We start from the raw sequence: 24893 nt of genomic DNA on the forward strand, positions 1-24893 counted from the left end.
TCTTCGCAGCAGGCTCTTTTTCTGTGCCAAACGCTTCGTTGTTTTGGCTAAAAGCGGACGTGGCCGCAAGTGGTCATGGGCCTTTAGCCGTTTGACGGGAGCCGGGCTTTCTAGTAGAGCAAGTATTTCTCCACTTCTTCCGGTTCCTTGATGTTGATGCCGCCTGTATCGCCGTACTTGTACAGGTTGAACTTCACTTGCTGGTCCATCGTCCCGGCTTCCGGCAACGGCAGGATGATCCACGTCTCGTACTGATGAATCAGCCGGTCTTCCTTGCCGAACCAGAATGTCGCTTTGATGGTCGATTCTTTCAAAATGTATTCGAGGTCAGGGCGATCGCCGACCAGCTTTTTCAGCGGCTCAAACAGCGGGCTTTGACTTTTCGCCAGCCACTCGGCACCAGTCATTTTGACTTGGAACGGCACGGAGACGACGCCAATCGCTTTTTCATCCGGAAGCTGCACAGCCCGATCCATGAAAGGCAGCCAGTCCTCGAAGCCTTTCAGTACGTCAAATTCCAGCGGCTCGTCCGGAGCAGTCACCCAGTAGTCGTTGGAACGGATGTAGCGTTTGTCGCCGATCCGGTAGTACGTGTACGGCTGTGCCGCGATGCGCGTGCCGACATTGTAGCCTTTGTCGGTGAGGACGGCTCCGTCGAACATGCTTGTCGTGGAGCGGGAGAGAATCCGGTTGATCACGTATCCTTTGTACCAGAAAGCTTGCGCGTCTTTTTCCGTTTTTCCTTTTTCCAAAGCGGTTTTCAGCCATTCTGCGGCCGATTCGGTCTGCGCGGTCGTCGTCTGCTCAGGCTTCGTATCGAAGTTGGTGGTGGTAAAAGCTTTCGTTCCCGACTCGTACGTGCAACCGCCGAGCATGGAAGCCGTGCAGATGGCAGCGAGCAATGCCCATGCTTTTGTGCGTTTACGCATGGCGAACCCTCCTTACAACCCCGTATACGAGCAGACCGGCAAACAGGGCGATGGTCAACGCGAATACCGGAATGTTGTGCTGCTTGAACACGAGAATGCGATGCGAATTTTCCAGCGAAGCGACGATCTCGTTTTGCTTGTCGCCGTCGATATCTCCGATCTGGACGTTGATCAGCGGCAAGTAAATGCGCCAGTTTTCCTTCAAGCCCTCTGGCGTATAGTCGTAGCCGGAGAGATAGCGTGCATCGGTCGTGCTGATCCAGCTGCGCGCTTTGGCGACGATCTCGGGCGTCTGGTCGGTGCCGACCGCAGCGAAGTTGGAGAAGCGGAAGCTCTTGTCCTTTTCGTCGCTGGCCCAGAGAATGTCCCAGGTGCCATCCGCTTTTGGTTTCAAAATGTACGAAGGTCTGCCAGCTACGAGCAGCTCGTCCACCTTGTCGTGGTCGATGTCAGCCGGAATGAACTCTCCGGTGGCAAGCTCGGCCTGCTTGCGGGTCAATTGATAAGCTTCGGTGAGTGTGCCGTCCGGCTCAACAGCCAGCACGCTCAAATGCTCGCCAATGACGATCAGCCCTTCACGGCCATCCGGCAAGTTCATGGTGGTCAGCAGCTTGGTTGCTTTGGTAGAGCCGCCAAATGGCTTGCCTTCGTACGTGCCTGTCAGCATGCCGTTTGTAATATGCAAGTCTTTGAATTTGCTTCCCAGCTCATGGCGCACGTCCATGCTGCCTTTGTTTGTCTCAAGCATGTTGGCGATGTTGTTCAGATCGAGCACAAAAGCGCGGTGTGCCGTCGTACCGGCTTGCATCATGGCTTCCGAGTATGGCTGTCTCTGCACGTTTGGAACGAGCTTGTCGTCTTTCATCGTGTAATACGGGAAGCCAGGGTAGTCTGTTGGCAAGTTTTCCTTGATCCGCTCCATCGTTTCGGCTGGAATCTGGTCGTTTTTCATCCGGACTATTTGGCCGTCTTTCCAGGACATCACATAGAGCGACACAGGTTCCGCCTGCAAATGGCGCAGCTTTTCCGCCATTGCTTTTTTCTCTTCTTCTGTTTCCGGCTTCTCGACCTTTTCCGGCAGCGGTAGTTCTTCGGCATTGCCGTAGGTGACAATCTCCATTTTTCCGTCGCCATCGACGTCGTACAAGGTCATCGGGAAGTAGTCTACCCAGTCGCCGTTGTACATCCGGCTTGATTCGTACTGAACGGTAAAGTGGCTGAGTGCCGGCAACGTATAGCGGTTGAACGTGACGTTGGCCAGCACCGCGATCAGGACGAGCGGAGCGACAGCGCGCCAGCTCAAACGGCCGTACCATTTGACGAGCAGGGCAATCACGATGATGGCGACAGCGCCGCCAATGAGCAGAGCAGCCGTCGTTTTCACGTCGACGCGGGTCAAGGCGCGGTCCAGCAGCAAAAAGCCGACGGTGAACACAAGCACCTGTCGCCGCTCCGACGGGTGAATCACGTAGTAGCAAAACGCGAGCATCGGCAAGAAAATCAGCAAAGCGATCCAGCTCAGGTCAAGGAACGCAGGCTTGACGAGCAGATGGTAAATCAAAAACAGGGCAATGGCGTACAGCGCCCAGCTTATTGTAGAGAGAATAGGATTGCGGCGCATGGGTTCACCACCTTTTGTTTTGTGTTTGGTCGACGTACAAAGCGCAGAGGAAGCCGCCAAACAGCCAGAAATAGAGGGCCATGAACGGCACCTCGAAAATGTTTTCCACGAGGTTGTGCGTCGCGACCGCAATCAACCCGCCAAACAGGCCAAGCACCGTGAAAAAGTGCGGCGATCCGATCAGCTTGCGAATCAGTCCCGCTCCGTACTTCAGCATGGAGACGACCAGACCGAGCCAGAGGATGATGCCGATCAGACCGTACTCAGCCAAGCTTTTGAAGAAATAGCTGTCGGAGTAAATCGTGCCAAAATGTCGGGAGGCTACTGCCCCGCCGTGATGGCCGAGACCGACCCCGAACAGCGGCTCGATGCGCATTTTGTCATACGCTTCGCCCCAGCGGCCTACACGGCCTCCCTGGCTGCTCGACTCGAAGTATTCAGGTGTGAACAGCGTGAAAATCCGGTTTTTGATCGTTCCAACCATCGGAACGGACTCTGGCACGAAAAACAGAGCGACAAGCCCGATGACACCTGCAAGCACCAGATAGCCTGCAATTCGTTTGTTCCATATGTAGAAGCAGATGAACATCGCAAACGCAAGCGCAAACCAGGCTCCACGCGATCCGGTCAAAAGCAGCGCGGCAAGTGTCGCCAGGGTGACGACGGCCCACAGCCCTTTTTTCCACAGCCCCTTCGACTGGACGAACAGTCCGGCCGCTACTGGTACGATCAAAGCCATGTAGCTGCCCAACACGTTTGGACTGGTTACGAACGAAAAGGCGCGAGTCGTAATGGCTTCGCCTTCCTGTACCCATGATTCGGGCGTTTTGACGCCGAGGGCGACCTGCATGACGCCGACGAGCGCGGCCAAAAAGCCGATCAGGGCGAGAACCTTCATAAATTTGTCCAGGTCTTCAACGGACTTCAACAAATAAAAGCCCATCAAAAAGGCGATGATGTACTGGTAGACAGAGCGGAATCCTTCCACGCTGGCTTCCCAGTTCGCCATGTCCGTTACCATCAAGGCAAGGCCGAGGACGAAGAAGGCGCTGAGCAAATGTTTGATTCCAGGCATCGTCCGGTTCGTTTGCAAAAAAGCGCCGAACGTAAACACCATCAAGATGATGAGCAACGCTTCATCCCAAAAAGACGAAACGACTGGAATCGGTAGAATCTTTCGCAAGACATAGTCGATTACCGGATAGGCCAACAGCAGATACAACCACGTGGTTGATTGGCTTCCCCACTTCACAACGGTTTCTCTCATTTTGTTTGTAGTCCTCCTACAGGCAGGGATTAACCTACCCATTATAATGAATCTGGCAACCTGCAAGCAAGCTGGCGGTAAAGAGGTTGGTAGGAAAGCTAGAAATAAGATATGATAACAGGTGTGTTTGAGCTGGAGCGATTCGCAAAAGCTCTATGAAATTTTCACGAACGAAAAACAGGCTGTGCCCGATTGCTGTCTATGCGACGGACACCATTGTTTTGAACGAGGGATAGGAGAATTGGGTCATGAGTTTGTTGAGAATTGCCTCCATGATCGTCGTGCTGACGCTCGTGGGAAGGCTGCTGGGATTTTTTCGCAGCGTATACGTCTCCAACTTGTATGGCACAGGGATGGAGGCAGATGCGTTTAACATCGCAGCGACGATCCCTTTGACGCTGTTTCTGGTTGTACCCGGCGCAGTCAATGCCGTGCTGATTCCGACGATGCGCGGTTTGCTTGAAAAGAAAGAGCCGACCAGTGAGCTGTACCACAAAATGCTCGCGATCATTCTGGGAATATTCACACTGCTGGCGCTGTTGGGTGTCGCTTTCTCCCATCAGTTGGCAGCGATGTTCGGCCTGTCAGGGGAAAAGCTGGAACTGACAGCCGAGATGCTTCAGTGGATGTGGCCTTCCGCCATTTTTATCGGCTTGACTGGATTGTGGTCGAGCTTGTGCAATGCGCACCAGCATTTTTTCACGCCGACTTTGGGCACGGTAGCGAACGGAGCCTTGGTCATCATCGGGATGTACATTCTCGTTCCGATCTACGGGTCAGTTGGCCTGGCGATTGCGACAAGCATCGGTTATTTGGCGGCGATGCTGACGATGCTGCCTACCTTGCGCAGCTTTGGCTACACGCATCGGGTGTCGCTTGCCTGGAGAGAGGATGCCTCGTTAAAAGGGATGGGCGAGCGCGTCATTCCGATTTTGATTGGCGCCGTAGTGGCACAGGCGACGACATTTATGGAAAGAGGCTTTGCGGAAGGGGTAGGGACAGGCGTAGTCTCCGCGCTTGCCAATGCGAATCAGATCGTGCAGATGCCGATGGCGATTTTTGTAGGCGCGTTTACTTTGCCGCTGTTCCCGCTGTTGGCGAGTCACGTCAAACGCGGCGAGATGACCGAGATGAAGCAAATCTTGCAAAAAGGACTTGCCTATCTGTTCATTTTGCTCGTGCCTGTCACGGTGGGCCTTGCCTTGTACGCAGAGCCGGTCGTCCGCCTCGCTTTTGAGCGGGGAGCTTTTGACGAGCATTCTGTCGCACTGACTGCCTGGGCCTTGCCGTTTTACGGGCTGGGGCTGTATTTCCTGGCAGCCCGCGATTTGCTGACTCGCGCCTTTTACGCGCTGGAAAACACGAAGACACCCGTCATCATCGGGGCTATCGGAATCGGCGTATACGTGCTGGCCAACTGGCTGTTGATTCCGTTGCTCGGACACGGCGGGATTGCGCTGGCAAATGCCGTGTCGGCCATCTGCCAGGCGCTGCTCCTGTTTCTGTTGCTTTGGCGAGCCGTGGGCAGTCCGGTGCGGGCGAGCTTTCTTGCCACCGCAGGGAAGACACTTTTGGCCTGCGCGATCATGGGTGCCGCGATTGTGCTCGTCGATCCGTGGCTGTCGCTTTTGTCCGTCTGGCTGTATTTGCCGATCGGAATTGGCGGCGGAGCTTTGATTTATGTGCTCGTGATGGCTGTCCTGCGCGAACCGCTCGTATCGGAGCTGCTGCAAAAAGTGCGGAAGCGTTCTACTCCGGCGGCAGGGCGCTCGTAAGCGGGCATTCCCGGATGGCGTAGCGAACTTTGCCTGAGCTGCTCGGCGGGATGTGTTCCACGTACGAGACTTGTACGCTCACCTCGCCGAGCGCCGAGCGAATCCCTGCGAGCAGTCTTGCTTCGTCGGCTGGCAGGAAGCGTTCCGGCTCTTTCACGAGTCGGAGGCTTAGCCGCTGCGGCTCGTGCTGCACGATTTGAAACGTGCGGAAGCTGTCCAGATTGCGGACGATATGGTTGAAGTAGTGGCCGTGAACATATTGGCCGTTTTGCGAAATAAACATGTCGTCTTCCCGGCCGTCGATCGTTTCCAACAGCGGAAACGACACAGGGCACGGGCATGATTTTCCGGAGAGCGCGACGACATCGCCCAACTGGTAGCGCAATCGCGGCATGGACGTGTTGTGCAGGTCTGTGACGAGCAAGGCGCCGGGAACTCCGGGGAACACAGGAATCCGTGTGAGCGGGTCGACGACTTCCAAATAGCTGTTTTCAGAAAAAGCGTGCATGTTGCCAGCCTGGCATTGGTACGCGATAATGCCGCCATCCCGTGCGCCGTATTCGTTGACGACAGGAGCGGCAAAGGCAGCCTCCAGCGCGCGGCGCTGGTGCTCGTGCAGACTTTCTGCGGTAGACACGACAGCTTTCAGCGGAATCCCTAACGTCACACCTCTGGCCAGCATCATTTGCGAGAGTGTGTACAAGGCGGAAGCGTAACCGTACAAATAAGCGGGACGAAAGCGGCGGATCAGCTTGAGCTGGGTATCGAGCCTGCGTTCATCCAGCTCGTAGGCGGAGAGCAGCAGCCGATTTTTCAGCCAGCGCTCCTTGAAGCGATACGTCCGCGCCTGCTGTTGATTCAACTCCAGCGGAGATCCCCAGAGCATGACACACGGATCGCCGATACGGATGCCGTGCCAGGACAGGCCGAGCCAACGGGCCGCTTCGTAGCGCTCGACCGTGGGGCGATCGAGGTAGAAGCGGGTCGGTTCTCCCGTGGAGCCGCCTGTGCGATTGGCGATCAGCTTGTCAGGGCGGATGTTTTTGCTCAAATATTGCTCGGCATTGCGGCGAAAAAGCGTCTTGTCGAGGATCGGCAGCTTTTGCACGAACCGTTCAGGCGCTTCCCGGTACTCGCGCCACGTGCTGCGGTATGGCTCGTAAGCCGCGACGTTGTGGACAGCGTGGTCCAGCAGTTTGACAAGCTTCTCGCGCTGCCGCCATTCCAGCATGTCCTTGGACAAGTGCTGGGCGAGCTTTAGCTCCTGCATGTATGGACGCGTGCGGTTTTCTTTTACTACCTCCATCAAAGGCCACTGTACTTGGCGAATCCAAAATCCTGTTACAGCCATCCTTTTCCTCCTGCTCTTCCCATCAGACGATTCGAAGAAGTCAATGGAATCTGTTTTTCACCAGTATTCCAGCCAAATTCCATCCATATACCTGTTTGCTGGATGGAGGAATTGATAGTAGGATAGAGAGTGGGTTTATGGCGATTGCAAGTTCCCAAGTCAAAGTGACGCAAAAAAGGAGTTACCCAATGTTGAAAAAAAGTCATTTTCTCGCAGGGGCGCTGATCTTGGCCATCGCGGGAATTTTGTCAAAAGTAATCGGGATGTTTTACCGGATTCCTCTCCAGGAAATTGTGGGGGATAACGGTCTCGGGCTTTACCAGGAGGTATATCCGCTCTACCTGACCTTTCTGATCCTGGCGACGGCGGGCGTGCCCGTTGCGTTGTCACGAGTCATTGCCGAAGCGCTTGCGGAGGGCAAGCAAGGCTCTGTCGGGCAAATTTTGGCCCGCAGCATGGTGATGATGGGCGGAATCGGGATCGTCTTGTTCGCGCTGCTGTACGCCAGCTCGCCGCTGATCGCGAAGCTGATGGGAAATCCGCATCTGATCGAGCCGATTCGCGCGATCTCGCTATCTCTGCTGTTCGTACCGCTGATTGCCGTGATTCGCGGCTTCTTTTACGGACATCAAAAGATGCTGTACGTCGGTCTGTCGCAGATTGTGGAGCAGACGCTCCGGGTGATCTTCATTCTCGTAGCGTCCCTGTACCTTGTCCGCTTGGGCGAGGACACGGATACGGTGATCACCGGAGTCAATTTCGGGACGATGATCAGCACGTTCCTCAGCCTCGGTTTTCTGGCGCTGCTCATGTGGCTGCATAACCGGAAAAATTCCGTGTTCACGAACGCGGAGTGGGGGCGTCTGGACTGGTGGTACGACCGCGCGTTTTTCGGCTCGATGTGGCGCATTGCCTGGCCGATTTGCGTGAGCGCCCTCGTCATTCCGATTTTCAGCCTGACGGATTCGTTTTTGGCGATCAATATTTTTCGCTACATCTGGAATGTCGACGGATTGACGGCAGATACGTGGTTTGGCATTTACAGCCGTGGCGGCCCGCTTTTGCAAATGGCCAGCCTGTTCGGCTCATCGATCGCGCTGTCCATCGTTCCGGCGATTGCGGAAGCGAAGCGGCAAAAAGACACGGAGCGGGTTACGACCTTGACCAAGCTGTCGCTGCGCTTTGCCTGGCTGATCGGCTTGCCGGCAGGTCTGGGGCTTACTGCTGTGGCGGAAGGGGCCAATCTGGCCTTGTACGGGGATATGGAAGGGACGCGGGCGATGGCGATTCTCGGCATCAGCGCGATCCCGCTCTCGCTGCTCCTGGCGACAAACGGCATCTTGCAAGGGATCGGCAAGGAGAAAATTCCGGCTCGCCACCTGCTGTACGGCGTGATCGTCAAAGTCGCGGCTACGCTCGTCTTCACGTCCTTGTTCGGCATGGATGGACTGTCTTTGTCCTGGCTGTGCGCGACCGCTTTTGTCTGCATTCTCAACATGCGCGTCATCGCGAAGCTTGTACAGGTTCCGATCCATTGGCGCTTCGATACGATCTATCCGCTTCTGGTCGCCAACCTGATGCTGCTGCTTGCCTGGGGTACGACCGAAGCTGTCGGGCTGCTGCTCGCCGGCAAGGAAAAAGTGCGCCTGCTCGGGGCAATCGAAACGGTAGGGGGAGTTGGCGTTGGGCTGGTCGTCTATCTGGGACTGCTGCTGCTCATCCCGCTCATCGAGGACAAGGAGCTGGACTGGCTGCCGGGTGGTGGCAAGCTGCGCGCTTTTATCAATCTCATACGCAAAAAGCAGCCGTCCTCCAAAGCGCAATAGGACAGGCTGACACGAAAAAACCCCTTTCTCCACTCAGGAGGAAGGGGTTTTTTGATACACACAGACGACCATTTTTACGAAAAACTCGCGGAAACCGGGCACGTTCGCCAAGCCTTTGAGCTGGTTGCGCAACGGAATCTCGCGTTCGTAGACAGCGGGCTGTGTCACGCCTTTTTGGATGTTGCGAAAACGCTTGATCGTCATCCGGTTGATGTAGGAAATCGTATCGCTTCCGTCCGGGCGCTTGTCGAAGCGGAACGAGATGCGGTCAGAACCGTCTGGCAAGTCACGCACCAGCTTTTTGTACGCGTCGATCAGCGCTTGCTCGGAGAAGAGGGCGTGCACCCAAGGAATCCCGATGGCGTCTGACAAATGAGCGCCGTACGGATGGTAGTAAGGCGGAAAGTTGATGTACAGATGGCCGCCCGGCTTGAGCACGCGGAAGCATTCTTCCAGCGTCTTTTCCGGCTCGCCAACGTGCTCCATCGCATCGTTCATGATAATCGTGTCAAAGGTGTTGTCCGCAAAGTCCATTCGCGCGGCGTCGCCTGTCATGAAAGATACGACGTCCGCCAGCCCTTTTTCTTTGGCAAAGGCATTGCCTTCCTCTGCATAGTGCGGGACGATGTCGATGCCGATCATCTTTTTCGGGCCAAAAGTGGCGTAGTAACAGGTCTTGCCCCCGCCGCCACAGCCGATATCCAGCACGGTCTTGCCTGTGAACATTTGCTCCTGGGAGTGGAAGGGGAGGAAAAACTGAATCGTTTGATCCCCTTTTTGAAATTGCCACTCGGTATAGCTCATTTCCCCGTCATTCGCCAAATTGAAGGGATGGACGGGGAGCGGGAATAGTCGGTTTAATCCAAGCAATACTTGTGAAGAAAAGGACATGGCTTCGTCCTCCTTTCCTGTCAGCCTTATGTGCGCAGCGCCTGGAGCACCAGCTCGCTGCTTTTGGCCGCTTCAATTGCCAGCACGCGGGAATGCTCCGTTACCAGATCAATCTCGGCAGCAAGTCCGTCGATTTTTTCCGCGAGCAGCGCAAGCAACTGTGCTTCGTCGAGCTCGGTAATGTGTCCGGCGTTCGGCATCCCGGCGCGCTCGACAAAGCGGTCGATTTTCGGATCGTACGAAATGCCGATAAAAGGAATGCGCAGCATGCAAGCGAGAATAAGCGAGTGGAGCCGCATGCCGACGACGTAGTCGCACTGTTTTAAAACAGACATGATATCGTGAAAAGTAACGGGCGCATCGAGAAGACGTGCTCCTGGCTGGGTCATCTGTTCCATGATCTCCTTGGACGGAGCCAAGTCGCTGGGAACGTGCATCGGCAGAAACAGGACATTCCAGCCGCGCAAGACAAACCAGTCCGCCGCTTTGGCGATGGTTTGCTTGAACGCTTGCTCCTGCTTCCAGTCGCGCACAGAGATCGCCACCAAAGGCTTGTCCGGATCAGCGAACAGACCGTGGAGCAGTTCTTTTCCACGCGCATCCGAAATATCTTCGGGAGATATCGTCAGGGCGGGATCAGCTGTGACGTGAATCGGCGCTTTTTTGACGCCGCAAGCTTTGAAGTCTTCTCCCGATTCGTAATCTCGCACGGTAATGACATCGACATGATTCACTACCCGCTTGATAACCTGGCGACTGAGCGGTTTGAGAATGGGTCCGAACCCTTGAGCGTAAAAGACCACGGGCTTGCGGAGTAGCTTGGCGATGGTGACGATGCCCAAATAGTAGAGAACACTGCGCGGACTGGTAACGTCCTGCATCAGCGTCCCTCCGCCCATCACTAGCATGTCGCTTCGCGAAAGCTCACGGACGATGGTTCCAAAGCTCCAGCGGTCATAAGCTTCAATCCCGAACAGTTCCGCAGTCCGATCAGGCTGGTTCGACAGAACGGCGAGAGAGATATTTGGTTGTTCCCGCTTAAGAGAGCTGATGATGCCGTAGAGGACCACATCGTCTCCGGCATTGTTGAAGCCGTAGTACCCGGAGATGAGAATTCGCGACATGGAGTGAACCTTCTTTCTATATCAAACGTACAGGAAAAATACATCCTCAAGTATAATCGAGTAAACAAGGGGAAGTAAAGCGACCCCGGAACAAAACTTGGTGCCAAAGCTTTTCGCGATAGACCTTGGGCTAGCAGGTTTTCATAGGGTATAATGAAAACACTTCACGAATCAGGAACGCTCGCCCTATGAGAACATGTAGAGGAAACCCATGGCGAACATGCCGATTCCGAGTACGATCAAGGCAATCATCACGCCGAGCATTCCTTTGTTTTTTCGACGTCGGTAAAAAAATTCGTCAAACATGGTAAGCCTCCCTGAAGCAAAATAGTCCATTCTATTATCATACCATGTTCCCTGGCTAACTTGCCAACAGCAGATGAAAAGGCTGACGGCAAACCCGGGAGCGAACAAGCCAAATGGCCATGCAGCGCAACAACCTGGAAGGAGAAAGATTCATCATGGAGAGCATGTGGTTAAAATACACCTTGTTGGTAGAGCAAGCGACAGAGGATTTGTTTGTGGCGGAAGTGTTGGGCAGCCCGTACACGCTCGGCTGGGTCGAGCCGCAAATCGAGATTTTGACGACAGAAAACGGTTATGATTACGCGGAAAATACCGAAGGTCCTGTCGTTGCCTATTTGTTTGAGCCCATGCAAGATTCCGAAGAAGAACATGTTTCCCGGCTCAGAGCGTACATCTCGCGCTGGGACGGTCAGGTGAGCCTCAAGGAAATCGAGCAGGTCGCGGAAGAAAACGAATCGTGGAAAGAGGAGTTTCGCGAGGTGCAAATCGGTGAATGGTGGGTGGCTCCTACGTGGACAGACCCGCAATTGCTGAAGGACGCCAAGCATGTCCTCTGGATCGATCCGGGTGCGGCGTTTGGCACAGGCTACCACGGAACGACGCAAGATATTCTTTTGCTTTTGCAAGAGATGGATGTGACGGGCAAAACCGTTTTTGATATCGGAGCAGGCTCGGGCATTTTGTCGCTGTTCAGTGCCTTGAACGGAGCGAAGTATCCGGTCTGGGCGATTGATATCAACCCGCAAAGCGAGTATCAGGTAAAAGTCAATACAGCGAACAATCATCTGCCGGAAGAAGCCGTTCAGGTGGTCATCGGAGACGCAAGCGAACAAGAAGTCGCAGCCAGGCTCCCCGCGCAAGCCGATCTGATTCTCGTCAATATCGGTGGAGATGAAAATGTCTCGATCCTCCCGCTGATTCGCGAACGGATCGCTGCGGATGGTCAAGTCATTCTCTCCGGAATCGTTGACTGGAATCGCGAAGCCGTCCTGTCCGCTTTTGAAGCGGCCGGTTTTCAAGCCGAAGCAGAACGGCATTCGGAGGAGTGGGTGACGATTTTGTTGAAAAATACGGCTGTGAACCATTCTGTAACTACTGTGTGAGAACATACAAACAATACCGATCAGTGGAGGGGAAAACAAAATGGAGCATGTCGTGATTGCTGCCGCCGGACGTACGCCAATTGGCACGTTTGGGGGTGTACTGAAAGATGTAAGCGCTCGCAAGCTGGCTGAACTGTCGATCCGTGCCGTTATGGCCAGAGCAGGGCTCGAAGCATCGCAGATCGACGAAGTCATTTTGGGCAATTGCATACAGCGCACAGATGAACCGAACATCGCCAGAGTGGCGGCAATTGACGCCGGACTAGGCAAGGAAGTGACAGGCTTTACCGTACAGCGGCAATGCGCGTCAGGCATGCAGGCGATCGCCAGCGGCGCCTCGCAAATTTTGCTGGGCGAAAATGAAGTGGTGATTGCAGGCGGTACCGAGAGCATGAGCAACGCTCCGTATGTCCTGAAAAATGCGAGATGGGGCCGCAGACTTATGCACGGCGAGATGACGGATGCCATGTGGGAGCTGTTGACAGACCCGCACCACCAAATTTTGATGGGAGAGACGGCCGAACGTCTGGCTGACCTGTACAAGATCAGTCGCGAGGAGCAGGACGAAATCGCCATGCGCAGCCAGCACAATGCGATTCACGCGATCGACAACGGGCTGTTTGCCGAGGAGATCATCGGTGTGCCGATTGCCAAGCGCACGGGCGAGATCATCGTCACCGAAGACGAATTTCCGAGAAGAGGCGTCACGATGGAAAGCCTGGGCAAACTGAAGCCGGGCTTCCGCGAAGCTGGCACGGTGACCGCGGGCAACGCTTCCGGGCTGAACGACGGAGCTTCTGCCGTCGTGCTCATGAGCGAAACGAAGGCGAAGCAGTTGGGAATCGAACCGCTGGGCAGAATCGTCTCGTGGGCGACAGCGGGCGTGGAGCCTGATCTGATGGGGTACGGCCCTGTTCCTGCTGTGAAAAAGGCTTTGGCAAAAGCCAATCTGACCATGGCCGATATGGAGCTGATCGAGGTGAACGAAGCATTCGCGGCTCAATACCTCGCTGTCGAAAAGCTTCTGGAGCTGCCGCGCGAGATCACGAATGTAAACGGCAGCGGAATTTCGCTCGGTCATCCGGTCGGTTCAACCGGTTGTCGGATTGTTGTGACTTTGCTGCACGAAATGAAGCGCCGCCAGCTCAAGCGCGGACTCGCTACACTGTGCGTCGGTGGCGGCATGGGCATGGCGATGATCCTCGAAAGAGTGTAGAACTGGCAAACTGCTTTTCGCGCGCAGCAAACTGTGAGCATGTTTAAATCAAGCCTCCCCGGTTAAAAATGGAAAGCAAGCCCCACTTGTGTCTGCACGCAAGAAGGTGGCGGCTGTGCTTGCAAAGGGGGAGGCTTTTTCATGGCATTTTTTTCATTTTTGAAGCAATACAAAAAACAGATCGCTTTGCATTTCTTTTCCTTTCTGTTGGCCGGGGCATTGTTCGCCATCGGTTACAGTGCCTATCAATACAAACAGATGACCGAAAAATGGTACGCGCCACTCGGCGGACAGACGACGGGCGGTGCGAAGCAAGCAACTGCCTCGCTGCCACCGCCCCGCGATCTGCTGACCGGAACCGAGCCGTTGAAGCCGTTCGTGGTCATGCTGCTCGGCGTGGACAGTCGCGACGGCGAGAGCGCCCGTTCTGACACGATGATGCTCGCTGCTGTCCATCCGGCGAAGCAATCCGTCTACCTCATTTCCATCCCGAGGGACAGCTACATGGAACTGCCGGGAAAAGGCCATGACAAAGTCAATCACGCCATGGCTTTCGGCGGCCCCAAGCTGGTCAAGGAGTCGCTGGAAAACTTTTTGGACATCAAGATCGATCGCTATGTATCCGTAGACTTTGAAGGCTTCCGCAAAATTGTCGACGAGCTTGGCGGCGTCTCCGTTCAAGTCCAAAAGCGGATGAAATACAGCGACCCTACGGACGACACTTACATCGACCTGATGCCGGGCTTGCAGGTGCTTTCCGGCGAACAGGCGCTGGACTACGCCCGCTATCGCAAGAGCGACCTGGGAAAAGAGGACAGCGACTACCAGAGGATTAACCGCCAGCAGGAGATTTTGGCTGCTCTGGCGCAAAAGGGAGCATCGGCACAGATGTACTCCAAGGCGTTTACTTTGATGGAAATTTTGGGACAGCACGTGAAAACCGATTTTACTGACCAGGAGATCGCTTCCCTGTTGCTTAGCTACAGCGATGGGACACCGAACAAAATCAAGACAGATACGCTGGTCGGGCAGGACGAACGAATCTGGCACAACGGAATCGTCGGCTGGTACCATCTCGTTCCGACTGCGGAGCGGGAGCGCGTCCGCAAGCAAATGCAGGCCGCCTTGCAGCCATGACCCGTGACATACGCAGCGAAAACAAACGCAGGAAGACGCACTCCGCATGAGCAGGGGCGCGTCTTTTTTGCGAGGAGACGTTTTTAATTGGAAAATTGATTATTTTTCGAATACAATAGCGATAAGGAAGAGATTATGAATGTCGATCATAGGGGAGGGGCAAGGCCATTTAAGGGATGGAGGGAATGACCATGTCAAATGCCAAGCCTTGGATTGCCAATTACCCGTCCGAAACTGCACCGTCACTGGACTACCCCCGTATTCCGTTGACGCAATTTCTCGTGCAGTCGGCTGCGTCGTACCCAGACAACAATGCGATCTACTTCATGGGAAAAACCATATCGTACCGGGAGCTTTTGGAGCTGTCCTACCGTTTCGCCAACGCGTTGGTAGAGCGCGGCGTGCAAAAAGGCGAACGCGTGGCGATCATGCTGCCCAACACCCCCCAGGCTGTAATCAGTTACTATGGCGTGCTGTTCGCAGGAGCAACCGTGGTGATGACGAATCCGCTCTACACCGAGCGGGAGCTGATTCATCAACTGGAAGATTCCGGCGCACAGACCATCATCACGTTGGATTTGCTGTACAAACGCGTCGCGCAGGTTCGCTCATCGACTCCACTCAAGCGCATTTTCGTTACAAGTATTGGCGATTTCCTTCCCTTGCTGAAAAAATGGCTGTATCCACTGGTTCAAAAGAAACAAGGGCACAATCCGCAGGTTACATACGGTGCCGATGTGGAACCGTTTCTTTCCGTCATAAAAGAAAACGCTGTCAAACCTGTCCAGGTGCCCGTCGATCCGGACAAGGACATTGCCTTGCTCCAGTACACGGGAGGCACTACCGGAGTGGCAAAAGGCGTGATGCTGACTCATGCCAACCTCATCGCCAACGCGATCCAGTGCCAGGCTGTCCTTTACAAGCTGAAAAAAGGCGGCGAGCGAATTTTGGGCGTGCTCCCGCTGTTTCACGTCTACGGCATGACGACCGTGATGAACAAAGGAATCTGTATTGCCGCCGAAATCATTCTCGTGCCCAAATTCGAGGTCAAACAAATTTTCGAGATGATCGACAAGCGCAAGCCGACTTTGTTCCCCGGGGCACCGACGATGTACATTGCGCTGATCAATCACCCTGACTTGAAAAACCACGACCTGTCTTCGATCGACGCGTGCGTCAGCGGCTCGGCGCCGTTGCCGATCGAGGTCAAACTCAAGTTTGAGGAGCTGACAGGAGGCAAGCTGGTGGAAGGCTACGGCCTGACCGAAGCTTCGCCGGTGACGCATTCCAATCCGATCTGGGAAAAGAGCATCACAGGCAGCATCGGCATGCCTTGGCCGGATACCGACTGCCGCATCATCGACACGGCTACAGGAGAAGAGCTGCCACAGGGCGAGATCGGGGAGCTGGCGGTAAAAGGGCCGCAGGTCATGCTCGGCTACTGGAACCGGCCGGAAGACACTGCCGCCGTCCTGAAAGATGGCTGGCTCTTGACAGGCGACGTCGGGTACATGGACGAGAACGGCTATTTTTACATCGTCGACCGCAAAAAAGACATGATCATCGCGGGCGGCTTCAACATTTATCCGCGTGAAGTGGAAGAAGTGCTGTTCGAGCATCCGGCGATTCAGGAAGCGGCGGTGATCGGCGTGCCCGACCCGTATCGCGGCGAGACAGTCAAAGCGTTTATCGTCTTCAAGGACGGAAAGCAGGCGAGCGAGGAAGAATTGGAAGCGCATTGCCGCCAGAAGCTTGCCGCCTACAAAATTCCGCGCAAGTACGAAGTTCGCACAGAGCTGCCGAAAACGATGGTCGGAAAAGTGTTGCGCAGGCAGCTGCAAGAAGAAGACAAAGCGCGTCGGGAAACACAAGAAGAGATCAAAACAAGCTGACGAAAGACAGGGTCAAGCGGTGCGCATCCTGAGAGGGAAGCGGCCGTTTTTGTGGGGTGAAAAGGGACAAGCATTCGTTGCTCTTCGACGCGCGGCACTTGCGATTGACACCGTCAGGTTCGTGTATTAAACTATTTTTATGAATGAATAATCATTCATTTCAGGATTTTTTTATCATCACTGCGAGTAAAGATGGAGGTTATTATGGCAAAGAAAACGGGGGAAAAGTATCAAGCCATTATTGATGCTGCTGTACGGGTAATCGCCAAACAAGGCTATTACAGCGCCCAGGTATCGAAGATTGCAAAAGAGGCGAAGGTAGCAGACGGCACCATATACCTCTATTTTGAAAACAAGGATGATATCCTGATTTCCTTGTTCAACGAAAAGATGGGACAATTTGTGGACGAAAACCGCAAGCGAATCTCGGAAGCGACGACGATTGAACAAAAATTGTACGTCCTCGTGCATGCGCATCTGAGCCAACTGGCGAAAGACCAGGAGCTGGCAAAGGTGACGCAAATTGAACTGCGCCAAGCCAATCCGTTCATCAACGAAGGCATCGGCAAAGTGATGAAGCAATATTTCAATCTGATTGAGGAAGTCATCCAGGAAGGGATGGAGCAAGGAGTATTCCGCCCCGATCTGGAGGTCAGAATGACACGCAAAATGATTTTCGGCACGCTGGATGAAGTGACGACTTCCTGGGTCATGAAGCAGTGCAAGTACGACCTTGTCTCTCATGTTGATTCCATTCATAACCTCTTCCTGTTTGGTATGAAGGGAAAAGAATGAAAGAAAAGCTTTTTTTGTGTGAGAACGTTTGTTACAATGGAAACAGCAAGACTGAGCGTTCGTTCAGAAAGCATAAATAGCCTGTTTGTTCATATGGATAGATGTTTGGGGGGAGAGGAATGGATTCGCATTGGAATGTGGAAATCGCTGATCGGGTCGCTACCGTCACGATCAGCAACCCGCCAGCTAACGCATTGGGCAAAGCGGTGCTCGATGAATTGAGTGAACTTTTGGACCAGTTGGAAAACAACGCAGACGTCAAAGCGATTGTTTTGACTGGCGAAGGGCGCTTTTTCATTGCGGGAGCGGATATCAAAGAGTTTACCCAATTGGCCCCTGCCGAGGCGGAAGCGATGGCCAGAAGTGGTCAAGCGTTGTTCGATCGACTGGAGACATTCCCTAAGCCCATTATCGCCGCCATCAACGGCGCTTGCCTGGGTGGCGGACTGGAACTTGCGATGGCTTGCCATATACGCTTTGCCGCCGTGGAAGCAAAGCTCGGCCTGCCGGAGCTGAACCTGGGGCTGATCCCCGGCTACGGAGGAACGCAGCGTTTGCCGCGACTGGTCGGCAGAGGAAAAGCGACCCAGATGATTCTCACCTCCGAGATGATTGGCGGCGAGGAAGCTTTGCGCATCGGGCTTGTGGAAGCGGTTTATCCGGCGGAGATTTTGCTGGATGAAGTGAAAAAGCTGACTCAGGCGATCGTGCAAAAAAGCGCTGTTACGCTCAAGCTCGCCCTGCAATCGGTTCACAATACGGTGCAAGTCGGTTTGGCGGAAGGCTTGGAACAGGAAGCGAAAAAATTCGGGGAAGCTTTTGCTTCAGAAGATATGAAAGAAGGCGTTGCAGCCTTTTTGGAAAAGCGCAAACCGCAGTTTGCAGACAAGTAATCACATGCAGCAGCGGCATCACCAGTACGAGGAACGATTAAGGAGGAGGCATCCTGATGAAAATCGTGGTTGTGTTGAAGCAGACGTTTGACACAGAAGAAAAAATCGTGATCCAAAACGGGCAAATTTCCGAGGATGGCGTGGAAGTCATCATCAATCCTTACGACGAGTATGCGGTAGAGGAAGCAATCAAGCTCAAAGAGGAACATGGCGGCGAAGTGACGGTGATCAGCGTAGGTCCTGACCGTGTGGAAAGCTCTTTGCGCACCGCTTTGGCGATGGGCGCGGACAAAGCTGTCCTGGTGGATGACGAGTCTTTGTTTGGCGACGAATATACAACCGCTAAGGTGCTTGCTGCGGTTGCGAACAAAATCGGCTATGACATCATCATCGGCGGGCAAATGGCGGTTGACTCCGGCGCAGGCCAAGGCGGACCTCGCCTCGCGGAAGAGCTGGGAATCAACCACGTCTCCACTGCTGTGAAGCTGGAAGTGGACGGCACCACCGTTCGTGTTGAGCGCGATGTGGAAGGCGATCTCGAAGTGGTGGAAACCAGCTTGCCTGTGTTGATTACGGCTCAGCAAGGGCTGAACGAGCCGCGCTATCCTTCTCTCCCGGGGATCATGAAAGCGAAGAAAAAGCCGTTGGATCGACTCGGTGCAGACGATTTGGGACTGACAGCCGAAGCGGTGCAGGCCAAGACGCAAATTGTCGACCAGACGCTGCCTCCGAAAAAGCAGGCTGGCCGTATTCTCTCTGGCGATTTGGCGGCCCAAACGTCGGAATTGGTGCAACTGTTGCGCAATGAAGCGAAAGTGATCTAAGCGAGAGGGAGAGGATATCCATGAAAAAAGTTCTTGTACTTACAGAAGTACGTGACGGACAACTTCGCAATGTGTCGCTGGAAGCGTTGGCCGCAGCGCAAGTATTGGCCGAAGGTGGCGAAATCGTTGCAGGCGTATTCGGGGCAGATGCTGCTTCCCATGCGCAAGTATTGGCGCAGCATGGAGCGAGCACAGTTTATACAGCGGATCACCAGGCACTGGTTCAGTACACACCTGACGCTTATGCGCAGGCACTTGTCCAGCTGATCGAGCTTGCCTCTCCTGATGCGATCGTGCTGGGCCACACGGCAATCGGCCGCGATGTTGCTCCTCGCGTAGCGGCGAAGCTCGGCTACGGCCTCGTATCTGACGTAACAAGCCTGGAAGCAGGACCTGTGTTCGTTCGTCCGATTTACGCCGGAAAAGCGTTCCAACAACGCAAATTTGTGGACGGCAAAATTTTTATCACGATCCGTCCAAACAATATCGCAATCGGTACGCCGGACGCGTCCAAAACGGCTGTTGTCGTTCCGGTTGATCTGGAAATCAAAGACTTGCGTACGATCGTGAAAGAAGTCGTACGAAAAACGAGCGGAAAAGTGGACTTGTCCGAAGCGAAAGTCGTCATCTCCGGCGGGCGCGGCGTGAAGAGCGCGGAAGGCTTCCAGCCGCTGTACGATTTGGCTGAGGTGCTGGGAGCGGCTGTAGGGGCATCCCGTGGCGCTTGCGACGCCGACTACTGCGACTACTCCATGCAGATCGGGCAAACCGGAAAAGTCGTCACACCTGACCTGTATATCGCGTGCGGAATTTCCGGGGCGATCCAGCACTTGGCCGGGATGTCCAGCTCCAAAGTGATCGTTGCGATCAACAAAGACCCGGAAGCACCTATTTTCCAAGTGGCCGATTACGGCATCGTGGGCGACCTGTTCGAAGTGCTCCCGCTGCTGACTGCCGAGTTCAAAAAAGTGTTGGTGTAAGGCGAAAGAAACAATTGTCACACATGGAAGCGTCCCACTCCCGGGGCGCTTTTTTTGTTCCAAACCCTTACCTTATTCTGTTCTCGGTTGTTATAATAAATGAATAGGAGAGGTGAGCGTCATGAGTGAAGAGCTGTTGCAACAACTGGTTCACATGGTGGCGGAGAACAATCGGCTCATCAAAGACGTGCAGCAGGAGCTGCGGGAGTTCAAGGCTGAGATGTATGAGTTCAAAACGGAGATGTACGCATTTCGCGACGAGATGTACGAGTTCCGCGATGATGCTACCCAGCGCCTGGAGCGTCTGGAGCGGCAAGACAAGCTGATCGAAGCTGACATCGGTTTGATGCACAAAAAGGTGAGCGACCATGAACGGGAGATCAACCGTATCAAGCAAGTCGGTCAATAAATCGAATGGTCAACAATAAGGGAGCGGCACTCTGGATAGACTATAGCGTGAAGTGCGCACAAAGTGCGGGGCGCCGTAGTCATTTTTGTTTTTGGATGATATACTGTAGGAGCGTCTGAACCCTTTTTTTAGTAATTGACTTTTCGAGGAGGTAACTTTCCATGGCAATCGTAAATGCAACTGACCAAAACTTTTCCCAGGAAGTAGAGCAAGGCGGTACTGTCCTGGTTGACTTCTGGGCTCCTTGGTGCGGCCCTTGCAAAATGATCGCTCCAGTCTTGGAGCAAATCGACGGAGAAGTGGGCTCCAAGCTCAAAATCGTCAAAGTAAACGTTGACGACAACCCGGATTCCGCAGGCCGTTTTGGCGTTATGTCCATCCCGACCTTGATCGTCTTCAAAGATGGTCAGCCTGTAGACAAAGTGATCGGCTTCCAACCAAAAGAAGCCCTCATGGCAACCGTAGGCAAACACCTGTAAGCATAAACGACCAGACAGCATGAGAAGCGGCGCTCCAATGCCGCTTTTCTCATGTCTGCACGGATGCTGTCTTTTTGCTTCCTTATAATAGAAAGCGTTTTCACAAACGCTTAAACTGTCGCTGCAATGAGAAGCGGCAGTTTTTTTGCTTGGGCTGCGATTATGCCGGAGCTACGTTTTCTAATCCGCCGAATCATGATACTATGAGCATAGAACGTACATTCTTATTGCAGGAATGATAAGGGAAGGAAGTCATTTGATGCCAAGCAAATTGACGAAAGAGCAAAGCGACTATCTCGTGTCGAAAATACAGCGGTTTTTCGCTGAACAACGCTCGGAAAACCTGGGCAATCTGGAAACGGAAGAGATGATCGAGTTCTTTTCCAAAGAACTGGGGCCGTTTTTTTACAATCAGGGAGTACAGGATAGCCGCAAGCTTTTGCTGGAACGGATGAGCGCACTGGAAGACGAGCTGTACGTCCTGGAGCAGCCCGTCATGAAAAAGCGATAGCAGATGAAAGAACGAGGGAGGGAGCAGCCATGAACCGTTCGTTGAAAGATAAGCTGGCTGTGCTGCCAGAAAAACCCGGCTGCTACCTGATGAAAAATGCAAGCGGGGAAATTATTTACGTCGGAAAGGCTAAAGTGCTGAAAAACCGCGTACGCTCCTACTTTACGGGTAGCCATAACGGGAAGACGCAGCTTTTGGTCAGCGAGATCGTCGATTTTGAGTACATTGTGGTAGCCTCGGCGATTGAGGCGCTGCTGTTAGAGTGCAACCTGATCAAAAAGCATGACCCCCGCTACAACGTCATGCTGCGCGATGACAAGACGTATCCGTACATCAAAATCACGAATGAAGAACAGCCTCGTCTGGAGATTACTCGCAAGGTGCTGAAGGACAAAGCCAAATATTTTGGCCCGTATCCAAACGCTGGCGATGCTTCCGAGGTGAAGAAGCTGCTGGACCGGCTCTATCCTTTGCGCAAATGCCGCAACATGCCCAAACAGGTTTGCTTGTACTACCATTTGGGCCAATGTCTTGCTCCTTGTGTGTACGAGGTTTCGGCAGAGGAAAACCAGCGACTGGTTGACGAGATTAGCCGATTCCTCGACGGCGGTCATGATCAGATGAAGCAGAGCCTGACCGAGAAAATGCTACAGGCGGCAGAAGCGATGGAGTTCGAGCGGGCCAAGGAACTGCGGGATCAGATCAAGAGCATTGAAGCGGTGATGGAAAAGCAGAAGATCACGTTTACCGACACGGTAGACCGCGACATTATCGGCTTTGCGGTAGAAAAGGGCTGGATGTGCATTCAAATTTTTTACATGCGCCAGGGCAAAATGATCGAGCGGCAGACGACCTCTTTTCCATACTATGGCGGCGAAAGCGAAGACTTCATGTCGTACGTCACCCAGTTTTACTACGACAAGCAAAACGCGCTGCCAAAAGAAATTTTGCTGCCGGAGGAAAGCGAGCCGGAGCTGCTTAGCGAATGGCTCGGGGTCAAAGTATTGACACCGAAGCGGAGCAAAAAGCGCGAGCTGGTCGAGATGGCCTGTGAAAACGCGCGCATTGCCCTCCAGGAGAAGTTCGCGCTGATGTCCAAAGATGATGCGAGGACGATTCAGGCTGTGCACAATTTGGGGCACGTGCTGGGGATTGGCGTTCCCCACCGGATCGAGGCGTTCGACAACTCCAACATTCAAGGAACAGAGCCGGTGTCTGCGATGATCGTGTTTACAGACGGTCGTCCGGACAAAAAGGAGTACCGCAAGTTCAAGATCAAGACGGTCGAAGGCCCCGACGATTACGGGTCCATGCGCGAAGTTGTCCGCAGACGCTATTCGCGGTTGCTGAAGGAAAACCAGCCATTGCCGGACTTGATCGTCATCGACGGAGGCAAAGGCCAAATCAGCGCTGCCATGGACGTCCTGGAGAACGAATTGGGGCTGTACATTCCGGTTTGCGGCTTGGCGAAGGATGAAAAGCACAAAACGGCGCAGTTGATGTACGGCGATCCGCCAGAACCCGTGAATCTGAAGCGGGACAGCTATGAGTTTTATTTGCTGCAACGCATTCAGGACGAGGTTCACCGTTTTGCGATCACGTTCCACAGACAGTCACGGACGAAAACGATGCTCTCCTCCCAACTGGATGAAATTCCGGGCATCGGCGAGAAGCGGCGCAAGCTGTTGTTTACCCATTTTGGCTCGCTGAAAAAAATGCGCGAAGCGACTGTGGAGGATTTCCGGGAACTGGGGATCGGCGACAAGCTGGCCCGAGAGATCATCACTCATTTGCGCAAGCTGGAATCGTAACGGTTTTGCAAAAAGCGATTGAACCGCTCGGATTCCCATGATATAATGCGTTTCAAACAGAATAGTTAGCCTCACTTCCATTTATGGAGTGAGGTAGAGGCGCGAAAACCATGAGTACCACCCTGAGATCGGGTATCTGTGAAGGGAACGGGAAAGGGGGATTCGCCGAAGTGTGGAGAAAAACCCGTTTGTCTCCATGCTGGGTCTGCATTGAACAAGTGCAGGACTGTCATCTGGCTCTTGACCGGCGCCAGATGGAGAGCTATCTCACGGTGTGTCGATGTGAGCGGTGACAGGGATTTGCCTTGTCATGTGCTGCCATGGACCGCGTGTAATTGGGAGGGAGGAACCGGTATGTCGAAACAGTAGGCAGCGGCAGGTACTTATTCCTTGTCGGTGCCTTTTTTATACAGACTTTTTCCAGTAAAAATAGAGAGATTCATAAAACGGCAGCAAAAGATACATTCTACAATCATTGGATATGAGAAAAGGGAGAGAAGCCGCATGGGGTTGATCGTGCAGAAATACGGAGGCACCTCTGTAGGGACCATTGAGCGAATTTTACGAGTTGCAGATCGAATTGCCAGTTACAAAGAAGAAGGGCACGATGTGGTGGTCGTCGTATCTGCGATGGGCAAATCTACAGACGTATTGGTAGATATGGCCAAACAGATCAGCGCCTACCCGTCCGAGCGAGAGCTGGATATGTTGCTGACCACGGGGGAGCAAGTATCTATCGCCTTGCTTGCAATGGCCTTGCACACGAAAGGCTACGATGCGATTTCTTTGACAGGCTGGCAGGCTGGAATCACGACGGAAGCGATTCATGGCCGGGCGCGAATCAAACAAATTGATTCTGAGCGCATCCAGGCAGAAATAAGCCGCGGACGTGTTGTGATCGTAGCAGGTTTTCAAGGTCTCAGCGACGAAGGAGAAATTACGACGCTCGGCCGGGGTGGTTCGGATACATCGGCAGTTACGCTGGCCGCCAGCTTGAATGCAGACAAATGCGAGATTTTCACGGATGTGTCCGGTGTGTACACAGCCGATCCGCGGATGGTGCCAGCGGCAAGCAAGCTGGACACGATCTCGTACGACGAGATGCTTGAACTCGCGAATCTCGGAGCGGGAGTTCTTCACCCGCGCTCGGTGGAGGCCGCGAAGAAATACAAAGTACGGCTGGTCGTCCGCTCCAGCTTTACTGCCGAAGAAGGTACGTACGTTGAGGAGGTTGCCAACATGGAAACAGGAAGAGTAGTAAGTGGAGTCGCGCATGACGAGGATGTAGCAAAAGTCACGGTTGTCGGTATGCCTGCGAAGGTTGGGACTCTTTCCCGCCTGTTCAATACGCTGGCGGACAATCAGGTGAACGTCGACATCATTATTCAAAGCTCCTATGACGCAGCAGTGACGAATATTTCCTTCACGGTTGCTGCGGATGACTTGAAAAAGGCATTGGACACGTTGGAAAACCACAAAGCAGAGCTTGGCTTCGAAAAAGTCGATTACGAGCAAAACCTGACCAAAGTGTCCATCGTAGGCTCCGGCATGGTCAACAATCCGGGAGTGGCTGCCGAGATGTTCCGCGTTTTGGCAGAAAAAGAAATTTCTATTAAAATGGTTTCAACTTCAGACATCAAAGTTTCTTGCGTCATTCCTGCCGGGCAGACTGAGCTTGCTGTCCGCAGCCTGCACTCGGCATACGGGCTCGATGTGGAAGAGACAGCAGTGGTGCACGGAATCTAGGCAGCGA

Annotated in this window: 21 protein-coding genes and 1 riboswitch; of the genes, 15 read left to right on the forward strand and 6 right to left on the reverse strand. The window is 53.8% G+C overall.

Going from position 1 to position 24893, the window contains the following annotated elements; all coding sequences use genetic code 11:
• Positions 1–110: 110 nt before the first annotated feature.
• Genes M2298_RS02565 through M2298_RS02575 form a run of 3 tightly spaced genes read right to left on the reverse strand, consistent with a single transcriptional unit; the run spans position 111 to position 3817 of the window.
• Complete coding sequence (locus M2298_RS02565; protein WP_122963168.1) at positions 111–929, reverse strand: hypothetical protein; 819 nt, start codon at positions 927–929, stop codon at positions 111–113.
• Positions 922–2550, reverse strand: a complete 1629-nt coding sequence (locus M2298_RS02570) for a hypothetical protein (protein ID WP_280648192.1) — start codon at positions 2548–2550, stop codon at positions 922–924. The genes M2298_RS02565 and M2298_RS02570 overlap by 8 nt, the downstream gene beginning before the upstream one ends.
• Positions 2551–2554: 4 nt before the next feature.
• The gene (locus tag M2298_RS02575; RefSeq protein WP_280648193.1) at positions 2555–3817 is read right to left on the reverse strand and encodes an O-antigen ligase family protein; all 1263 of its coding nucleotides are present in this window, start codon (positions 3815–3817) and stop codon (positions 2555–2557) included.
• A 248-nt stretch (positions 3818–4065) separates the two neighbouring features.
• On the opposite strand from M2298_RS02575, the gene murJ reads away from it, so the two are divergent.
• Positions 4066–5592, forward strand: a complete 1527-nt coding sequence (murJ, locus tag M2298_RS02580; RefSeq protein ID WP_217021955.1) for a murein biosynthesis integral membrane protein MurJ — start codon at positions 4066–4068, stop codon at positions 5590–5592.
• Here the strand turns inward: murJ and M2298_RS02585 are convergent.
• Positions 5567–6943 carry a phenylacetate--CoA ligase family protein gene (locus tag M2298_RS02585; RefSeq protein WP_217021956.1) on the reverse strand — a complete coding sequence of 459 codons (1377 nt, stop codon included), beginning with the start codon at positions 6941–6943 and terminating at the stop codon, positions 5567–5569. The two genes, murJ and M2298_RS02585, sit on opposite strands and share 26 nt — an antisense overlap.
• Before the next feature lie 188 nt (positions 6944–7131).
• Between M2298_RS02585 and M2298_RS02590 the strand changes: the two genes are divergently transcribed.
• The gene (locus tag M2298_RS02590) at positions 7132–8769 is read left to right on the forward strand and encodes a polysaccharide biosynthesis protein (RefSeq protein ID WP_122963173.1); all 1638 of its coding nucleotides are present in this window, start codon (positions 7132–7134) and stop codon (positions 8767–8769) included.
• Between the two features lie 33 nt (positions 8770–8802).
• On the opposite strand, the gene M2298_RS02595 is transcribed toward M2298_RS02590, so the two are convergent.
• Both M2298_RS02595 and csaB read right to left on the reverse strand, forming a co-directional pair.
• Positions 8803–9660: a class I SAM-dependent methyltransferase gene (locus M2298_RS02595; RefSeq protein WP_122963174.1), complete on the reverse strand. Its 858-nt coding sequence runs from the start codon at positions 9658–9660 to the stop codon at positions 8803–8805.
• Between the two features lie 26 nt (positions 9661–9686).
• A complete protein-coding gene (gene csaB, locus M2298_RS02600) occupies positions 9687–10784 on the reverse strand; it encodes a polysaccharide pyruvyl transferase CsaB (RefSeq protein WP_122963175.1) in 1098 nt (365 codons plus the stop codon).
• 461 nt (positions 10785–11245) lie between these two features.
• Here csaB and M2298_RS02605 point away from each other — a divergent pair, with 461 nt between their 5' ends.
• The 13 genes from M2298_RS02605 (at position 11246) to M2298_RS02665 (ending at position 24886) form a co-directional block, all read left to right on the forward strand.
• Positions 11246–12193, forward strand: coding sequence for a 50S ribosomal protein L11 methyltransferase (locus M2298_RS02605; RefSeq protein ID WP_280648194.1), 948 nt, complete (start codon positions 11246–11248; stop codon positions 12191–12193).
• Between the two features lie 40 nt (positions 12194–12233).
• Positions 12234–13409 (forward strand): thiolase family protein, encoded by a 1176-nt coding sequence (locus M2298_RS02610; protein ID WP_122963176.1) that lies wholly within the window; start codon positions 12234–12236, stop codon positions 13407–13409.
• A 141-nt stretch (positions 13410–13550) separates the two neighbouring features.
• Positions 13551–14546: an LCP family protein gene (locus tag M2298_RS02615; protein WP_122963177.1), complete on the forward strand. Its 996-nt coding sequence runs from the start codon at positions 13551–13553 to the stop codon at positions 14544–14546.
• 191 nt (positions 14547–14737) lie between these two features.
• Entirely contained in the window at positions 14738–16438 is a 1701-nt protein-coding gene (locus M2298_RS02620) for an AMP-binding protein (protein WP_122963178.1), read from the forward strand.
• Between the two features lie 204 nt (positions 16439–16642).
• On the forward strand, positions 16643–17233 hold the full coding sequence (locus M2298_RS02625) for a TetR/AcrR family transcriptional regulator (protein WP_122963179.1): 591 nt from the start codon (positions 16643–16645) through the stop codon (positions 17231–17233).
• A 119-nt stretch (positions 17234–17352) separates the two neighbouring features.
• Complete coding sequence (locus M2298_RS02630) at positions 17353–18126, forward strand: enoyl-CoA hydratase (RefSeq protein WP_122963180.1); 774 nt, start codon at positions 17353–17355, stop codon at positions 18124–18126.
• 56 nt (positions 18127–18182) lie between these two features.
• Entirely contained in the window at positions 18183–18950 is a 768-nt protein-coding gene (locus M2298_RS02635) for an electron transfer flavoprotein subunit beta/FixA family protein (protein ID WP_063227201.1), read from the forward strand.
• Between the two features lie 20 nt (positions 18951–18970).
• On the forward strand, positions 18971–19930 hold the full coding sequence (locus M2298_RS02640; protein ID WP_063227200.1) for an electron transfer flavoprotein subunit alpha/FixB family protein: 960 nt from the start codon (positions 18971–18973) through the stop codon (positions 19928–19930).
• A gap of 121 nt (positions 19931–20051) precedes the next feature.
• On the forward strand, positions 20052–20339 hold the full coding sequence (locus M2298_RS02645; protein WP_122963181.1) for a hypothetical protein: 288 nt from the start codon (positions 20052–20054) through the stop codon (positions 20337–20339).
• Between the two features lie 161 nt (positions 20340–20500).
• On the forward strand, positions 20501–20818 hold the full coding sequence (gene trxA / locus M2298_RS02650; protein WP_063227198.1) for a thioredoxin: 318 nt from the start codon (positions 20501–20503) through the stop codon (positions 20816–20818).
• 259 nt (positions 20819–21077) lie between these two features.
• A complete protein-coding gene (locus tag M2298_RS02655; RefSeq protein ID WP_122963182.1) occupies positions 21078–21329 on the forward strand; it encodes a DUF2164 domain-containing protein in 252 nt (83 codons plus the stop codon).
• Positions 21330–21358: 29 nt separating this feature from the next.
• Complete coding sequence (uvrC, locus tag M2298_RS02660; RefSeq protein ID WP_280648195.1) at positions 21359–23140, forward strand: excinuclease ABC subunit UvrC; 1782 nt, start codon at positions 21359–21361, stop codon at positions 23138–23140.
• 86 nt (positions 23141–23226) lie between these two features.
• Positions 23227–23413: riboswitch (Lysine riboswitch) on the forward strand.
• A 231-nt stretch (positions 23414–23644) separates the two neighbouring features.
• Positions 23645–24886 carry an aspartate kinase gene (locus tag M2298_RS02665; RefSeq protein WP_173598336.1) on the forward strand — a complete coding sequence of 414 codons (1242 nt, stop codon included), beginning with the start codon at positions 23645–23647 and terminating at the stop codon, positions 24884–24886.
• The last annotated feature ends 7 nt before the right edge of the window (positions 24887–24893 follow it).

The organism is Brevibacillus sp. 1238 (assembly GCF_029892995.1).
GTDB classification, from domain to species: Bacteria; Bacillota; Bacilli; order Brevibacillales; family Brevibacillaceae; genus Brevibacillus; species Brevibacillus parabrevis.

What these genes read in the sequence shown, in the direction of transcription:
- M2298_RS02565 (WP_122963168.1), bottom strand. Translation starts at nt 929, where the DNA reads ATGCGTAAACGCACAAAAGCATGGGCATTGCTCGCTGCCATCTGCACG.
- M2298_RS02570 (WP_280648192.1), bottom strand. Translation starts at nt 2,550, where the DNA reads ATGCGCCGCAATCCTATTCTCTCTACAATAAGCTGGGCGCTGTACGCC.
- M2298_RS02575 (WP_280648193.1), bottom strand. Translation starts at nt 3,817, where the DNA reads ATGAGAGAAACCGTTGTGAAGTGGGGAAGCCAATCAACCACGTGGTTG.
- murJ (WP_217021955.1), top strand. Translation starts at nt 4,066, where the DNA reads ATGAGTTTGTTGAGAATTGCCTCCATGATCGTCGTGCTGACGCTCGTG.
- M2298_RS02585 (WP_217021956.1), bottom strand. Translation starts at nt 6,943, where the DNA reads ATGGCTGTAACAGGATTTTGGATTCGCCAAGTACAGTGGCCTTTGATG.
- M2298_RS02590 (WP_122963173.1), top strand. Translation starts at nt 7,132, where the DNA reads ATGTTGAAAAAAAGTCATTTTCTCGCAGGGGCGCTGATCTTGGCCATC.
- M2298_RS02595 (WP_122963174.1), bottom strand. Translation starts at nt 9,660, where the DNA reads ATGTCCTTTTCTTCACAAGTATTGCTTGGATTAAACCGACTATTCCCG.
- csaB (WP_122963175.1), bottom strand. Translation starts at nt 10,784, where the DNA reads ATGTCGCGAATTCTCATCTCCGGGTACTACGGCTTCAACAATGCCGGA.
- M2298_RS02605 (WP_280648194.1), top strand. Translation starts at nt 11,246, where the DNA reads ATGGAGAGCATGTGGTTAAAATACACCTTGTTGGTAGAGCAAGCGACA.
- M2298_RS02610 (WP_122963176.1), top strand. Translation starts at nt 12,234, where the DNA reads ATGGAGCATGTCGTGATTGCTGCCGCCGGACGTACGCCAATTGGCACG.
- M2298_RS02615 (WP_122963177.1), top strand. Translation starts at nt 13,551, where the DNA reads ATGGCATTTTTTTCATTTTTGAAGCAATACAAAAAACAGATCGCTTTG.
- M2298_RS02620 (WP_122963178.1), top strand. Translation starts at nt 14,738, where the DNA reads ATGTCAAATGCCAAGCCTTGGATTGCCAATTACCCGTCCGAAACTGCA.
- M2298_RS02625 (WP_122963179.1), top strand. Translation starts at nt 16,643, where the DNA reads ATGGCAAAGAAAACGGGGGAAAAGTATCAAGCCATTATTGATGCTGCT.
- M2298_RS02630 (WP_122963180.1), top strand. Translation starts at nt 17,353, where the DNA reads ATGGATTCGCATTGGAATGTGGAAATCGCTGATCGGGTCGCTACCGTC.
- M2298_RS02635 (WP_063227201.1), top strand. Translation starts at nt 18,183, where the DNA reads ATGAAAATCGTGGTTGTGTTGAAGCAGACGTTTGACACAGAAGAAAAA.
- M2298_RS02640 (WP_063227200.1), top strand. Translation starts at nt 18,971, where the DNA reads ATGAAAAAAGTTCTTGTACTTACAGAAGTACGTGACGGACAACTTCGC.
- M2298_RS02645 (WP_122963181.1), top strand. Translation starts at nt 20,052, where the DNA reads ATGAGTGAAGAGCTGTTGCAACAACTGGTTCACATGGTGGCGGAGAAC.
- trxA (WP_063227198.1), top strand. Translation starts at nt 20,501, where the DNA reads ATGGCAATCGTAAATGCAACTGACCAAAACTTTTCCCAGGAAGTAGAG.
- M2298_RS02655 (WP_122963182.1), top strand. Translation starts at nt 21,078, where the DNA reads ATGCCAAGCAAATTGACGAAAGAGCAAAGCGACTATCTCGTGTCGAAA.
- uvrC (WP_280648195.1), top strand. Translation starts at nt 21,359, where the DNA reads ATGAACCGTTCGTTGAAAGATAAGCTGGCTGTGCTGCCAGAAAAACCC.
- M2298_RS02665 (WP_173598336.1), top strand. Translation starts at nt 23,645, where the DNA reads ATGGGGTTGATCGTGCAGAAATACGGAGGCACCTCTGTAGGGACCATT.